Genomic DNA, 13,688 nt, shown 5'->3' on the forward strand with positions numbered 1-13,688 from the left:
CCGACGCAGCTCGACCACCGCCTCGTCCTGGCCGACCAGGTCGGCGAAGACGTCCGGCATCAGGTCTTCGTGCTCCATCGTCACCAGCTCCGCGTCGGATAACTCGGGCTGCACCGAGGTGTCCGGGCCCTGTGCCGGCCGGGGGTGCACGATGCCGCCCGGGCTGCCGAGCAGCTCCTCGACCCGCCGGACCACCTGCCCGGTGATCTCGTCGGCCGGCCGGGACGCGTCGAGGACGAGGTAGCGCTTCGGGTCGGCGGCGGCGAGGTCGAGGAAGGCGTACCGGACGCGCTCGTGGAAGGAGACCGACTCGGCCTCCAGCCGGTCGGCGCCGGCGTTGCGCGAGGCCACCCGGGACAGGCCGGTGCGCGGCTCGACGTCCAGCAGCACCACCAGGTCGGGCTTGAGCCCACCGGTGGCCCAGGAGGAGAGCCAGGAGACCTCGTCCACCGGCAGTGTCCGGCCGGCGCCCTGGTACGCCAGGGACGAGTCGACGTACCGGTCGCTGATCACCACACCGCCGCGGGCCAACGCGGGCCGGACCACGGCGGCCACGTGGTGCGCCCGGTCGGCGGCGTAGAGCAGCGCCTCGGCCCGGGGGGACGGCGCCTCGTCGCCGGAGGTGTCCAGCACCAGCGACCGGATTCGCCGGCCGACCCCGGTGGCGCCCGGCTCGCGGGTGACCACGACATCGCGCCCCTTGCCGCGCAGCCGCTCGGCGAGCGCGGCGAGCTGGGTGGACTTGCCGGCGCCCTCGCCGCCCTCGAACACCACGAACAGCCCGGTGGACACGAACGGCTCGGAGGGCATCAGCGGGCGACCCCGGATCGAGCCCCAGAGGTCAGCGAGGACGGGGACGCCCTTCTTGTCGTCCATCTGGCCGAACGCGCTGATCCCGGCGAAGATGCCGGCGGCGCCGGCGGCGAGCAGCAGCAGCCGGGTCGAGGAGATGGACACGCCGAGGTCGGCGATGGTCAGCTTGCGGGAGCCGCCGACACCGACCAACACACTGCTCAACCCGATGGCCAGGATCAGCACCAGCCGGGTGCCGATCTGCACCACGGCGAAGACCCGGCCGCGCACCTCGTCGGCCACCTCGCCGCCGAGCAGGGTTGTGCCGGCCAGGAAGGCCATCCCGGCACCGGCGCCGACCAGCACCGCGCCGACGATCGCCATGGACAGGTGGATGGCGAAGGCGAGGGTCATCACGGCGGCGCTGGCCAGCACGATGCTCATGCCGAACCAGCGACGCCGGGACATCTCCTTGACGACCATCGGACCGAGCCCGATGCCGAGCGCCAGACCGACGAAGATCGCACCGAAGAGCAGTGAGAACGCGGCGTCGCCAGCGCCCAGCGAGTTGGCGAAGAACTTGGCCGTGCCGACCACGATGCCGCCACCGGCGAACGCGCCGAAGATGCCCAGCACCAGGCCACGGACGAGCGGGGTCTGCCCGATGTACTTCCAGCCCTCGGAGAACTGCCGGAACATGCTCTGCTCGGCGCGCTCGGTCTCACCGCGTTGGGCATCGCTGATCTCCTTGATCCCGAACGCCACCACCAGTGCGGTGGCGAGCCGGGAGAAGGAGTTGATCCAGAGCGCGAGCTGGGCCGGCTCGGCCCAGGAGGGTAGGTCGCCGCCGACGGCACCGCGAACGCCACGGTCGAGCACGGCGAGGCCGACGGCGGCGGCGACCGGGGTAAGGCCGTACGTGGTGATCAGGGTGAGCTGGTTGGCCGCCTCCAGCCGGGCGCGCGGGATCAGGTTGGGGACCGCGGCCTCCTTGGCCGGGATCCAGAGCAGGGTGAGCGACTCGATCAGGAATGTGGCGATCAGCGCCCAGCCGACCACCAGGCCGCCTGCGGCGCCGGTGAGGGCGTAGAGCGGAATGGAGGCGAAGAGCACGAAGCGCAGCAGGTCACAGATGACCATCGTCCAGCGTCGGTCGAACCGGTCGGCGAAGACGCCGGCCACCGGTCCGAGCACCAGCGCGGGCAGCAGCCGGATCGCGGTGACCCCACCGAACGCGGCGCCCTGGGCGGTGCTGCCCTGCACCTGCGAGGCGGCGAAGAGGGCGGTGGCCAGCAGGCCGAGCCAGTCGCCGAAGGAGGCCGCGCCGAGCACGATCCAGAGCCGGCGGAACGGCTGGATGCGCAGCACGGACCGGATGGCGGCATAACCCGACGGATCTACCTGACCGCCGCTGGGCTGGTTGGCGGCGTTACCCGACTGGTCGCCGGAGCGCGACACGCCGGGCGACTCGCCGCTGTTCTGGCTTTCGATGGCCGTACCTCCACGTGCCGGCCCATCGCTGGGCACCCCCGGTGCAACACTCTAGACCCGGTGAGGGCCGCCCCACCGGTGACATTCTCCTGCTCGCTGAGCCTAGGCCGCCGGAGGTACCGATCGCAGCCCGGACGTACGCGAGGGGATTTCGCATTCTTCGTCGGACAGTTAGCGTGCACACGTGGCCATCGAAAGCGACAAACTTCGCGAGCGCCTGGATCGGGCGACCGCCCACCTCGACCCGCCGTACGCGGTGGTCGACCTCACCGCCTTCGACACCAACTCGGCCGCCCTGGCCGACCGCTCCGCCGGCAAGCCGATCCGGCTCGCCAGCAAGTCGGTGCGCAGCCGGGAGTTGATCACCCGAGCTCTCGCCCGGTCCGGCTGGCGGGGCGTGATGGCGTTCACAGTGCCCGAGGCGATCTGGCTGGTCCGCTCCGGCGTGAGCGACGACGTGCTGGTCGCGTACCCGAGCGCGGACCGGGCCGCGCTCGCCGAACTCGGCGCCGACCCGGTGCTCGCCGCCGCGATCACCCTGATGATCGACGGCACCGGCCAACTCGACCTGGTCGACTCCGTGCGGGCACCCGGCCAGCGCTCCGAACTACGACTCTGCCTGGACCTGGACGCGTCCTGGCGACCGCTGCGCGGGGTGCACGTCGGCGTCCGCCGGTCACCGGTGCACAGCGCGCGGGCAGCGGGCGCGCTCGCCGCCGCCGTCGCCGGTCGAGCTGGCTTCCGGCTGGTCGGGCTCATGTCGTACGAGGCGCAGATCGCTGGCCTGGGCGACGCGCCGCCGGGGCGGACGCTGCTGGCCGGCGCGATCCGGCTGGCCCAGCGCGGGTCGTACCGCGAGTTGCTGGCCCGCCGGGGTGCGGCGGTGGCCGCCGTACGCGAGCACGCCGACCTGGAGTTCGTCAACGGCGGCGGCACCGGCAGCGTGGCCGCGACCAGCGCCGATCCCGCGGTCACCGAGGTCACCGCGGGATCGGGCCTGTACGGGCCGACGCTGTTCGACGCGTACCGCGCCTGGCGACCCACCCCGGCGGCGTTCTTCGCCTGCGCGGTGGTCCGCCGACCGACGCCGGAGCTGGCGACGGTGCTCGGCGGTGGCTGGATCGCCTCCGGCCCCGCCGCCGACAGCCGGCTGCCCCGGCCGTGGCTACCGGCCGGGCTGAAGCTGGTCGGCACCGAGGGCGCCGGCGAGGTGCAGACCCCGCTGTCCGGCGCGGCGGCGGCCACCCTGCGCGTCGGTGACCGGGTGTGGTTCCGGCACGCCAAGGCGGGCGAGCTGTGTGAACGGGTCAACGAGCTGCACCTGGTCGAGGGGGACACGGTCGTGGCGACCGTCCCCACCTACCGGGGTGAGGGGCAGGCGTTCCTCTGAGGCCCGCGCCCCGCGCCGGCTCAGACCGGCTGCACCGCCTCGGCCGGCGCCTCCGCGCTGGACCGGCCGCTCTCCGGACCGTCGACCTGGCGGTGCAGGTACTCCCGGATCAGCGCCTTCGCCTCCTGTAGCACCCGCTCGTCGCCGTCGGACTTGCGGCGGAAGGCGAGCTTGATCAGCGCGTCTGCCGCCTCGACCGCGATCTCCAGCACGAAGCGCAGCTGGGGCACGTCGGTGAGCCCGAAACGTTCGGTGAGCACCCGGGCCAACTGGTCGGCGATCACGCCGTTGTTGTCCCGCTGCTCGTCGAGCAGGTGCAGGTCGACCACGTCGCCGAAGTGCAGCGTACGGAAGCCGGGAACGGTGCGGTGCATCGTGATGTACTCGTCGATCCCCGCGTCGACGCCGTCCCACCAGTGGGTCATCTCGTCGGAGGCGAACCGCTCGTCGAGGCGTTGGAGGTAGGACTCCATCGTCCGCAGGGTCAACGCCTGCACGATCGCCCGCTTGTCCGGAAAGAACTGGTAGACCGACCCGATCGCCACCTCGGCACGCTCGGCGAGCAGGGTCGTGGTCAGCCCCTCGTACCCCACCTCGTCGACGAGTTCGGCGCAGGCATCCAACATGCGCTGTACCCGCGCGACACTTCGACCTTGCACCGGTACGCGGCGCAGCGGCCCGGTCGTGGCGGCTGGTGTGGACACTCTGCGCCACCCCCCTTCGACGGATGAACATATCTCCACGTCACGAGTCCGTGACTACCGGTACAACGAGCGGATCGCAATTGCGGTATTTACCAGCTAGAACGTTCCTGATATGAAGTCAGTTCATATTCATGAATGAGGAGCGCGCATGGTCGGCACCGCACCGCTCACCGCTCGATGGTCCAACTGGGCCGGCAACCAGCGTGGCAGCGCCGCCACCGTCCTGCGCCCCGGCTCGCCGACCGACGTCGTGGCAGCCGTCCGCGGCGCCGCCTCGGCGGGCGGTCGGATCCGGGTGACGGGCAGCGGGCACTCGTTCACCGCGGTCGCGCTCGCCGACGACCAACGGATGGAACTGTCGAACCTGGACACGCTGGTCAGCGTGGACGTCGCCCACCGACTGGTCACCGTGCCGGCGGGCATGACCCTGCACGCGCTCAACGGCCTGCTCGCCCGGCACGGGCTGGCACTGCCCAACCTCGGAGACATCGACGCACAGACCGTCGCCGGAGCGATCTCCACCGGCACCCACGGCACCGGGGCAGGATACGGGTGCCTGTCCACCTTCGTCGAGGCGATCACACTGGTCACCGGGACCGGCGAAGTGCTGCGCTGCTCCGCCGACGAGCATCCCGACGTGCTCGCCGCCGCCCGGGTGTCGCTCGGCGCGCTCGGCGTCCTGGTCGAGGTGACACTGCGCTGCGTGGATGCCTTCGTGCTGCACGCCCACGAGCGCCCCGCCGCCCTGGCCGACGTGCTCGGCGACCTGCCGGCGCTGATCGGCCGCCACGACCACGTCGAGTTCTACTGGTTCCCCTACACCGAACGGGTCCAGGTCAAGACCAACGACCGGGTACCCGCCGACGACCAGCCCCTGCCCCGCTGGCGCGGCTGGCTGGACGACGACTTCCTGTCCAACACCGTCTTCGCCGGGGCCTGCCGCCTCGGCCGGACCGTGCCGGCGCTGGCCCCGACGATCAGCGCGGTGTCCGCCCGCGCGCTCACCGAACGCCACTACACCGGCCGCTCCGACCGGGTCTTCTGCACCCCGCGTCGGGTCCGCTTCGTGGAGATGGAGTACGGCCTGCCCCGCGAGGCGTTGCCCGAGGCACTCGCCGCGCTCCAACGGATCGTGACCGGGCTACCGTTCAAGGTGCTCTTCCCGGTGGAGGTGCGGTTCACCGCCGCCGACGACATCTGGCTGTCGCACGGCTACGGCCGGGACAACGCCTACATCGCCGTGCACCAGTACGTCGGCATGCCGTACGAGCCGTACTTCCGGGCCTTCGAGGAGGTGGCGGCCGGTCTGGGCGGTCGCCCGCACTGGGGCAAGCTGCACTACCGCGACGCCGCCTCGCTGGCCGAGGCGTACCCCCGTTTCACCGACTTCCAGGCCGTCCGCGACCGGCTCGACCCGCACCGCGTCTTCACCAACCCCCACCTGAACCACGTCCTGGGTGCCTGACGGCGGGGTGCTACAGCGCCAGGTCGTCCAGGTCGACGGCAGCGGCCATGACCTCGGCGCCCTTGTCGTTCAGGTGCATGCCGTCGCCGCTGTCCAGCGCCGGGTGGATGTGGTCGGGGGCGTGCGGACTGGCGACGGCCTGGGCCACGTCGACGACGGCGTCGAAGACGTCCGTCGTGCGGATCCAGTCGTTCACCTCGCGCCGGGTGGCGAGGCCCGCCGGAGTGCTGATCTCCGGGCCGGCGCCGGCGAAGGAGCCGATGGTGGCGGCGACGATCCTCAGTCCGGCGGTGTGCGCACGCGCGGCCAGCGTCGTGAAGCCGTCGACGAGGGCGGCGGCGGAGACGGGAGGCTCGCCGAGCATGGCGGGCAGGCCGAGGTCGTTGATACCGAAGTGGACCAGGACGTGGCTCACCGCCGCGATCGAGAGGACGTCGCGGTCGAAGCGGGCCAGCCCGTGTTCGCCGACGGTGTCGCGCAGCAGGCGATTTCCGGCGATGCCCTGGTTGACGACCCAGCCGTGCCGCAGCCGCCGGTTGAGGACGTCGACGGAACGGCGGTTCGCGCCGATCGTGGTGCCGACCCCCTCGAACCACGAGTCGCCGAAGGCCACCGCGATCGACGTGCCCTGCGGGGCGAGCACGTCGACACCCGACAGGTAGAACCGGGCCTCGGCCTGCTCCGTCCCCGGCAGGACGGGCGACGTGACGTGGTTGCCGTCGGCTATCCGGGCGATCTCCGTCGGCCTGTGCGAATGGGTGGCCAGATCGGTCCGCTCCGGGAGGTAGAGGCTCACGACCAGGTCCGAGCCGCCCCGCACGGAAACGTCGACCGGGTCCGTGACGGCCTCTTCACCAGCCGGGACGACGCGGTGCTCGGCACCGTCGAAGGTGAGCGTGACCTGCCGGTGGCCGACGCCGGCGGTGGCCGCCCCGATGGTCAGCGGAGTGCGGCCGTAACGGTTCGTCAGGCGTACCCGGAAGGCGTCCCCACCGCCGGCCAGGTGCAGCACCTGACGGACGGTCTGGTCGGCGAAGCGCCGAGGTGCGCTGAACTGCAACCGCTCGTAGGGGCTGATCACCGCGGTACGGAAACCGGCTGTCCAGATCATGGTCGTTGCCTGCCCTTCAGATGTCCAGGACGACCCGGCCCCTGGTCGAGCTCTGCTCGACCAGTTCGTGCGCCTTCGCTATCTCCGTCAACGGCAACCGGGCGGCGATCGGGTAGCGCAGGTCACCGGCGACCAGCGCGGCTGTCAGTTCGGTCGCGGCGGCCTCGTTCGCTGACTCCGGGAAGTCGTCGTTGCTCAGGAACCGGACCGTGATGTTCTGGAAGCCCAGCGGCCAGTACGGAATGGACGGCTCGGCGGCCCCGGTCGCGTAGGTCGCGATCACGCCACCGATGCGGAGGATCTCCAGGTTGGTCGTGAGGTTCGCGTCGAAGGCCAGCTCGGCCACCCGGTCGACCGGTTCCCCACCGGTGTATTCGAGGATCCGGGTGGCGACACCGCCACCGGCGGTGTCCACCGCGTGGTGCGCCCCCGCGGCCAGCGCGGATCCCACCTGGTCGGGCCGGCGAACCGTCGCGATCACGATGGCGCCGCCCCGGCGGGCCACCGCCAACGCGGCCCGTCCGACCGCGCCGAGAGCACCGGTGACGACGACCCGCTGCCCGCGCACGGGACCGTCGGCGAAGATCGCCCGGTGCGCGGTGATGCCCGGGATACCGAGCCCGGCCGCCTGCTCGTCCGGCACGTCGGCGGGGAGCGGCACGGCGTGCCGAGCCGGCACCACTGTGTACTCCGCGGCGGTGCCGAACGGGCGGTACGACTGGGCGAGGTAGACCCAGACCCGTTCGCCGACGCGGGACGGGTCGACACCCAGGCCGACCGCGTCGATCACGCCGGCGCCGTCGCCGTGCGGGACGACCCGGGGAAACGACATGGTGGATCCCCACCAGCCCTGCCGCTTGCCGAGGTCACCGACGTGAATTCCGGAAACCGACACGCGGACCCGGACCTCGCCCTCAGCCGGCCACGGATCGGGCAGCTCACCGATTTGGAGCACCTCCCGCGCCGGGCCCTGCCGGTCGTACCACGCCGCGCGCATCAGCAGCCCGCCGACTCGGTCGTGGTGCCCTCCTCGACGCTGATCACCGCGTCGATCAGGGAGAAGAAGGTTTGGATACCGGGCCGGTCCGCGCCCCGACGGCGGGATTCGGCGAAGTCCGCGGCGGAGCCCCAGAAGACGATGTCCAGCCACTCGTCGGCCGACAGTCGGATCAGTCGGGCTTCGAGGAAGCCGGCACGGTCGGCCTGGAAGTCACGCAACATCGCCGGTCGCGCGGCCAGCAGAGCCTCGGCGCGCTCGGCGGACACCCGGAAGCGGGTCATCTCGACGGTGGTCATCGTTCCTCATTCCGTTCGGGTGCTGGCGCCGCGCCCGTTGTTCCCAGCATCAGCTTGAGCTGGGCCAGGAGGACCGCGCGGAAATCCGTGACTGTGGGACTGGGGTGGTGCTGAACCCGGAAGACGATCAGACCGGCCAGCGCCGAGAGGAGGAGATCCGTCACCGCTTCGGCGTCGTGGGTGAGCGTGAAAGCACCCCGCTGCGCGCCTTCCCGAACGGCGGCCAGAAAGGGTGCCCGGTAGCGCGTCCACACGTCGGTGCTGTGCTCGCGGAGTTCGTCGTCGCGCATGGCCGAGCGCCAGAACTCGACGAGGATCTGCCGGGTGCTCTCCGAGTTGTGCAGGCTGCGGTCCACCAGCCCGACCAGTCGCCGCCACGGATCGGTCTCGGCGGCGGACACCGACTCCAGGGCGGCCACCTCCCGGTCGGTGCAGACCTCCATCGCCTCGATGATCATGTCTTCCCGGGACCCGAAGTAGGTCTGCAAGGTGCTGATCGCGACACCTCCGGCCGCCGCGACGTCCGCGAAGCGGGTGTTCTCGTAGCCACGCGTGGCGAGCACGTCGGCCACGGCGTCGAGCACGGCGGTCCGTCTCTCCCCGCCCGCGCGCCTCTTCCGGCTGGCTGGCATGGCCATACGGTACGACCATACCGACAAAGCGGCGAACGGCTCCACGGCGAGCGTGACACGGAACACCTGTTTCCAGGCCGAATCGACGGCGCGAGCACGTGAAGCCGCGCCAACGTGCGAGCGGCGAGGCCGCGCTGCCAGCCGCCGGATGGAGATCTTGGACAGTTTCCGTCCTCACGGAACGGAAACTGTCCAAGATCTACGAAGTCGGACCGGTGCGGCACCGATCAACCAGCTCGCGCCGGGGCTTACTCGGTGCTGGTGGCGGCCTTGCGCGGGGCGGCCTTCTTGGCCGGGGCCTTCTTCGCCGCCGTCGCCTTCGCGGTGGTGGTCTTCTTGGCGGCGGTGGACTTGCTGGCAGCGGCCGTCTTCTTGGTGGCCGAGGCCTTCTTCGCCGTAGCCGAAGCCTTCTTCGCCGTGGTCGCGGCCTTCTTCGCCGGGGCCTTCTTCGCCGCCGCCTTCTTCCGTGGCGCCGGACCCTTCGCCCGCTTTTCGGCGAGCATCTCGGACGCTTCCTCGATGCTCAACGCCTCCGGAGTCTGCCCGCGCCGCAGCGACGCGTTGACCTCCCCGTCGGTGACGTACGGGCCGAACCGGCCGTCCTTGATCACCAAAGGCTTCTCGGTCAGCGGGTCGACGCCCATCTCGCGCAGCGGCGGGGCGGCGGCCCGACGGCCACGGGTCTTCGGGGCGGCCAGCAGGGCCAACGCCTCGTCCAGGCCGACGGTGAACATCTGCTCTTCGGATTCGAGCGAACGGAACTCCTCGCCCCGCTTGACGTACGGGCCGTAGCGGCCGTTGTTCGCGAAGACCTCGACGCCGTCCGGCGCGACACCGACCAGCCGGGGAAGGCTGAGCAGCTTGAGCGCCTCGTCCAGGGTCAGCGAGTCCGGTGTCTGGGTACGCAGCAGCGACGACTTCCGCTCACCGCTGGAGACGTACGGACCGAACCGACCGGACTTGAGCACGATCGGCTCGCCGGTCGCGGGGTCGTCGCCGAGTTTGCGCTCGCCGCCGCCGCCGAGGAACAGCTCGTGCACCTTCTCCGGGGTCAGCTCGTCCGGGGCCAGACCCTCGGGGATCGGCGCGCGGTCGCCCTGGGCACCACCCTCCTCACCCTCGGCCGGCGTCGCCGGGGCCTCACCGGGCACCGCCCGCTGTAGGTACGGCCCGTACCGGCCGACCCGCACGACGACCTCGCGGCCCTCGTCGTCGGTGAAGAGCGGGATCGAGTTGACGCTGCGGGCGTCGATGTCGCTGAGGTTCTCGGTGACCAGCTTCTTGAGCCCACCGGAACGGGCGATGTCCTGGTCGCCGGCGCCGTTGGAGCTGCCGAAGTAGAACGCGGTGAGGAAGTCGACAGCGGCGTGGTCCCCGCCGGCGATCTCGTCCAGCTCGTTCTCCATGCTGGCGGTGAAGTCGTAGTCGATCAGGCGGGGGTAGTGCCGCTCCATCAGCCCGATCACCGCGAAGGCCAGGAAGGTCGGGATCATCGCCTGGCCGCGCTTGGTGACGTACCCCCGGTCCTGGATCGTCTGCATGATCGACGCGTACGTGGACGGGCGGCCGATGCCCAGCTCTTCCAGGGACTTGACCAGCGACGCTTCGGTGTAACGCGACGGCGGCTGGGTGTGGTGGCCCTGCGCGGCCAGCTCGTCGGCGGTCAGCGGCTGGTCCTTGACCAGGGTCGGCAGCCGGCGCTCGGCGTCCTCGGCCTCGGCGTTCTCGTCGTCGCTCGACTCGACGTACGCCCGCAGGAAGCCCGGGTCGGTGATGGTCTTGCCGGTCGCGCCGAAGTCGGCCTCCTCCTGCGAGGTGGAGACCGCGCGGATGCGCACCGACACGCTGGAGCCGACCGCGTCGGTCATCTGCGAGGCGATGGTGCGCCGCCAGATCAGCTCGTAGAGCTTGAACTCCTCGGCGGACAACTCCTTGGCCACCTCGCCCGGGGTGCGGAAGTTGTCCCCCGCCGGGCGGATCGCCTCGTGCGCCTCCTGCGCGTTCTTCACCTTGCCGGTGTAGCGGCGCGGCTCCGGCGGCACACTGCGCTCGCCGTACAGCTCGACGATCTGCCGGCGGGCCGCCGAGATGGCGGTCTCCGACAGGTTCACCGAGTCGGTACGCATATAGGTGATGTAGCCGTTCTCGTACAGCCGCTGCGCGGTGCGCATCGTCTGCTGTGACGACAGGCGCAGCTTGCGGGCCGCCTCCTGCTGGAGGGTCGAGGTGATGAACGGCGCGTACGGGCGGCGACGGTAGGGCTTCTCCTCGACCCGGGTGACGGTGAACGGCCGCCCCTCCAGGCGGGCGGCGAGACCCCGCGCGCCACCCTCGTCGAGGTGCACCACACCGGCGCCGGGCTTCACCTTGCCGGTGGTCGGCTCGAAGTCCTTACCGGTGGCGATCCGGTCGCCGTTCAACGCGATCAGGGTGGCGTTGAAGTTTCGCGGACCCTCGCCGGCGTTCGCCACCGCGAGGGTGGCCAGGATGTCCCAGTACTCGGCGGTGCGGAAGGCCATCCGCTGGCGCTCCCGCTCGACCACGATCCGGGTCGCCACGGACTGCACCCGGCCGGCCGACAGCCTCGGCATGACCTTCTTCCACAGCACCGGGGAGACCTCGTAGCCGTAGAGCCGGTCGAGGATGCGCCGGGCCTCCTGGGCGTCGACCAGGTCACGGTCGATCTCCCGAGGGTTCGCCACCGCCGCCTGGATCGCCGGCTTGGTGATCTCGTGGAAGACCATCCGCTTGACCGGAACCTTGGGCTTGAGCGTCTCTACCAGGTGCCAGGCGATCGCCTCGCCCTCGCGGTCCTCATCCGTGGCCAGGAAGATCTCGTCGACCTCCTTGGCCAGCTTCACCAGCTTGCTGATCTGCTGCTTCCGGTCGGCGGAGACGACATAGAGGGCGTGGAAGCCGTTGTCGACGTCCACCCCGAGCCGGGCCCAGGGCTCGCCCTTGTACTTGGCCGGCACGTCGGCGGCGTTGCGCGGCAGGTCGCGGACGTGACCGAAGCTGGCCTCCACGACGTACCCCGGGCCGAGGTAGCCCGAGATCGTCTTGGCCTTCGCCGGCGACTCGACGATGACCAGACGGGTGGTTGCGGCGTTGCTCGGCACGTCTCTCCCCGACCTCACTCCTGCTCGTGGCCTGCCGGCGCCTGCGACAGCGACCGCTTTCGACCCCGCCGTCGCACCGGCGGTCCGGATGTCCAACGTAACGCGCCGCCCGCGTTTCGGGTTTCGCGGGCGGCAAACCGCTTCGGCGCGGCGGCGGACACCGCCCCGCCGCGCTCGGCACTGCCGGACGGCGCCACCGTACACCGTGGGTAGGGCTCGAAGCGGGTCACTGTGACGATGGCAGACCCATGACCGAGGTCCGACCCGCCCGTTTTCCGCCTGGATCGGCCCGTCAGCTGTCCGGCACCGGACACCCGGGCGTCGGCGGCGACCTGGGCGGAATGGGCGTTTTCAGGGTCGGGTCGGCCAGGCGTCGACCGGCGCCGCGGGTGGCGGCTCGCCGACCAGCTCGGCGAGCCGGCTCAACCGACGCCGACCGGTGATCCGGTACGTCGGGCCACCCTCGGCCGGGTTGATCAACGTGCCGGCGAGCCCGGCGGCGGCGAGCGCCACCCCGATCGACTCCCAGTGCTCCCGGTCGTCCGCGCCGAACCGCAGCAGGAAGCCGTCGGGCGGCTCCGGCGTCCCGGCGGCGGTGAGCCACAGCCGCAGCCGCCGGCCGGTCAGGTGGAAGGCGGCCGGCGGGCGTTTCACCGGACCGTGCAGCCACGCGGCCGCGAGCGGTTTCAGGACCCGGGTGTACGACGTACGCACCGTGTGCCGCTCGCCGTCGGTCGGCTCCCAACTCGCCGCCAACCCGCGCGACGCGAACTCGGCGACCAGCACGTGCACCCGCCAGGCGGCGTCCACCCGCACCGAGAGGCGGGCGGTGCCGCCCATCCGGACCACCTCACCCGGCCCGGCGAGCAGGCCGGCCAGGTCGGCGACAGTGGGTTCGGCCGCGTCCGCACCGAAGAAGACCAGTTGCCGGTCCGCCTCGGCACCGCGGGCCGGGCCGGGCGGGGCCGAGCCGGCACGACGTCGCGCGGGTGCGGGAGCGCCGGATTCGGGCGCGGGAAACAGCGCCGGGGCTGGCTGCGCCTCCCCGGTCTCACCGAGCCCGCTCAGCGACACTCCGGCACCTCGTCGAAGGCCTGTTTCAACTCCTCGGAGTTGAGCTTGCTGGTGTCCAGCGCGCTGGCGTCGTACTCCTTGTTCAGGGTCGCCACCGCGGCCCGCACGCCGTCGTAGAAGACCGTCGGCTCGCCGGTGTCCAACCCGTCGATGGTGTCCCGGGCGCGGCCGTAGGCGTCCCGCATCTTCCCGAGTGAGCTGCGGAAACCGTCGGAGACGGCGGCGCCGTTGTCGGTCTCCGGCACGCCCGCCTGCTCCACCTTGCGGCGCGCGGTCTCGCTGGCCTGCTCCGCCCCGGCGAAGAGCCGCACCAGGTTCTCCTTGGCCTGCGCCGGCGTGGTCTGCGCGGTCATCTGCTCGTCCGTGCTGCTGGTCAGCTTGCTGATCTCGGAGCGCCACGGGGTGAGCGCGCCGCAGACCGACGCCGCCCAGGCCCGTGGGCTGGGGCCCCCGCCGCAGCCGGCGAGGACGACGATCGTGGCCAGGACCACCGTGAGCTTTCCGGCGGCAGACGCCCGGCACGTACGCATGCGTTGCAGCGTACGGCCTTTGGCCAGGCGTGGCACCGGGCCGGACGGCCGGGGTCCCCGGTCGACGCGGTACGCCGACCGGGG

11 protein-coding genes are annotated in these 13,688 nt (G+C 71.6%); 2 read left to right on the plus strand and 9 right to left on the minus strand.

The window, feature by feature from the left end; all coding sequences use genetic code 11:
* Positions 1-2,160: dTMP kinase (gene tmk / locus JM949_RS09085; protein WP_309232080.1), on the minus strand; the 2,160-nt coding region annotated here is incomplete at its 3' end.
* A 307-nt stretch (positions 2,161-2,467) separates the two neighbouring features.
* On the opposite strand from tmk, the gene JM949_RS09090 reads away from it, so the two are divergent.
* Positions 2,468-3,673, plus strand: coding sequence for an amino acid deaminase/aldolase (locus tag JM949_RS09090; RefSeq protein WP_203147984.1), 1,206 nt, complete (start codon positions 2,468-2,470; stop codon positions 3,671-3,673).
* A 20-nt stretch (positions 3,674-3,693) separates the two neighbouring features.
* Here the strand turns inward: JM949_RS09090 and JM949_RS09095 are convergent, their stop codons facing one another.
* Positions 3,694-4,299 carry a TetR family transcriptional regulator gene (locus JM949_RS09095; RefSeq protein WP_203147985.1) on the minus strand — a complete coding sequence of 202 codons (606 nt, stop codon included), beginning with the start codon at positions 4,297-4,299 and terminating at the stop codon, positions 3,694-3,696.
* A 226-nt stretch (positions 4,300-4,525) separates the two neighbouring features.
* Between JM949_RS09095 and JM949_RS09100 the strand changes: the two genes are divergently transcribed.
* A complete protein-coding gene (locus JM949_RS09100; protein ID WP_203147986.1) occupies positions 4,526-5,842 on the plus strand; it encodes a D-arabinono-1,4-lactone oxidase in 1,317 nt (438 codons plus the stop codon).
* Between the two features lie 10 nt (positions 5,843-5,852).
* Here the strand turns inward: JM949_RS09100 and JM949_RS09105 are convergent, their stop codons facing one another.
* The 7 genes from JM949_RS09105 to JM949_RS09135 all read right to left on the minus strand — a co-directional run bounded on the left by JM949_RS09105 (position 5,853) and on the right by JM949_RS09135 (position 13,604).
* Entirely contained in the window at positions 5,853-6,953 is a 1,101-nt protein-coding gene (locus tag JM949_RS09105; RefSeq protein ID WP_203147987.1) for a GDSL-type esterase/lipase family protein, read from the minus strand.
* Positions 6,954-6,969: 16 nt separating this feature from the next.
* Positions 6,970-7,950, minus strand: coding sequence for an NADPH:quinone reductase (locus JM949_RS09110; RefSeq protein WP_238432839.1), 981 nt, complete (start codon positions 7,948-7,950; stop codon positions 6,970-6,972).
* Positions 7,950-8,249 carry a hypothetical protein gene (locus tag JM949_RS09115; RefSeq protein WP_203147988.1) on the minus strand — a complete coding sequence of 100 codons (300 nt, stop codon included), beginning with the start codon at positions 8,247-8,249 and terminating at the stop codon, positions 7,950-7,952. The genes JM949_RS09110 and JM949_RS09115 overlap by 1 nt, the downstream gene beginning before the upstream one ends.
* Positions 8,246-8,881: a TetR/AcrR family transcriptional regulator gene (locus JM949_RS09120; RefSeq protein ID WP_203147989.1), complete on the minus strand. Its 636-nt coding sequence runs from the start codon at positions 8,879-8,881 to the stop codon at positions 8,246-8,248. Before JM949_RS09120 ends, JM949_RS09115 begins: the two co-directional genes overlap by 4 nt.
* 248 nt (positions 8,882-9,129) lie before the next feature.
* Positions 9,130-12,000, minus strand: a complete 2,871-nt coding sequence (gene topA / locus JM949_RS09125; protein ID WP_203147990.1) for a type I DNA topoisomerase — start codon at positions 11,998-12,000, stop codon at positions 9,130-9,132.
* Between the two features lie 351 nt (positions 12,001-12,351).
* Positions 12,352-13,074: a hypothetical protein gene (locus tag JM949_RS09130; protein WP_203147991.1), complete on the minus strand. Its 723-nt coding sequence runs from the start codon at positions 13,072-13,074 to the stop codon at positions 12,352-12,354.
* Positions 13,065-13,604 (minus strand): nucleoside/nucleotide kinase family protein, encoded by a 540-nt coding sequence (locus JM949_RS09135; RefSeq protein ID WP_203147992.1) that lies wholly within the window; start codon positions 13,602-13,604, stop codon positions 13,065-13,067. The genes JM949_RS09130 and JM949_RS09135 overlap by 10 nt, the downstream gene beginning before the upstream one ends.
* Between the last annotated feature and the right edge of the window lie 84 nt (positions 13,605-13,688).

The sequence above is a fragment of the Micromonospora tarensis genome (genome assembly GCF_016803395.1).
In the GTDB taxonomy this organism is placed as follows: Bacteria; Actinomycetota; Actinomycetes; order Mycobacteriales; family Micromonosporaceae; genus Micromonospora; species Micromonospora tarensis.

Bases quoted from the DNA above. Each gene is read 5' to 3' on its own strand.
- JM949_RS09095 (WP_203147985.1), bottom strand. From the start codon at position 4,299: ATGTTGGATGCCTGCGCCGAACTCGTCGACGAGGTGGGGTACGAGGGG.
- JM949_RS09100 (WP_203147986.1), top strand. From the start codon at position 4,526: ATGGTCGGCACCGCACCGCTCACCGCTCGATGGTCCAACTGGGCCGGC.
- JM949_RS09105 (WP_203147987.1), bottom strand. From the start codon at position 6,953: ATGATCTGGACAGCCGGTTTCCGTACCGCGGTGATCAGCCCCTACGAG.
- JM949_RS09110 (WP_238432839.1), bottom strand. From the start codon at position 7,950: ATGCGCGCGGCGTGGTACGACCGGCAGGGCCCGGCGCGGGAGGTGCTC.
- JM949_RS09115 (WP_203147988.1), bottom strand. From the start codon at position 8,249: ATGACCACCGTCGAGATGACCCGCTTCCGGGTGTCCGCCGAGCGCGCC.
- JM949_RS09120 (WP_203147989.1), bottom strand. From the start codon at position 8,881: ATGCCAGCCAGCCGGAAGAGGCGCGCGGGCGGGGAGAGACGGACCGCC.
- JM949_RS09135 (WP_203147992.1), bottom strand. From the start codon at position 13,604: ATGCGTACGTGCCGGGCGTCTGCCGCCGGAAAGCTCACGGTGGTCCTG.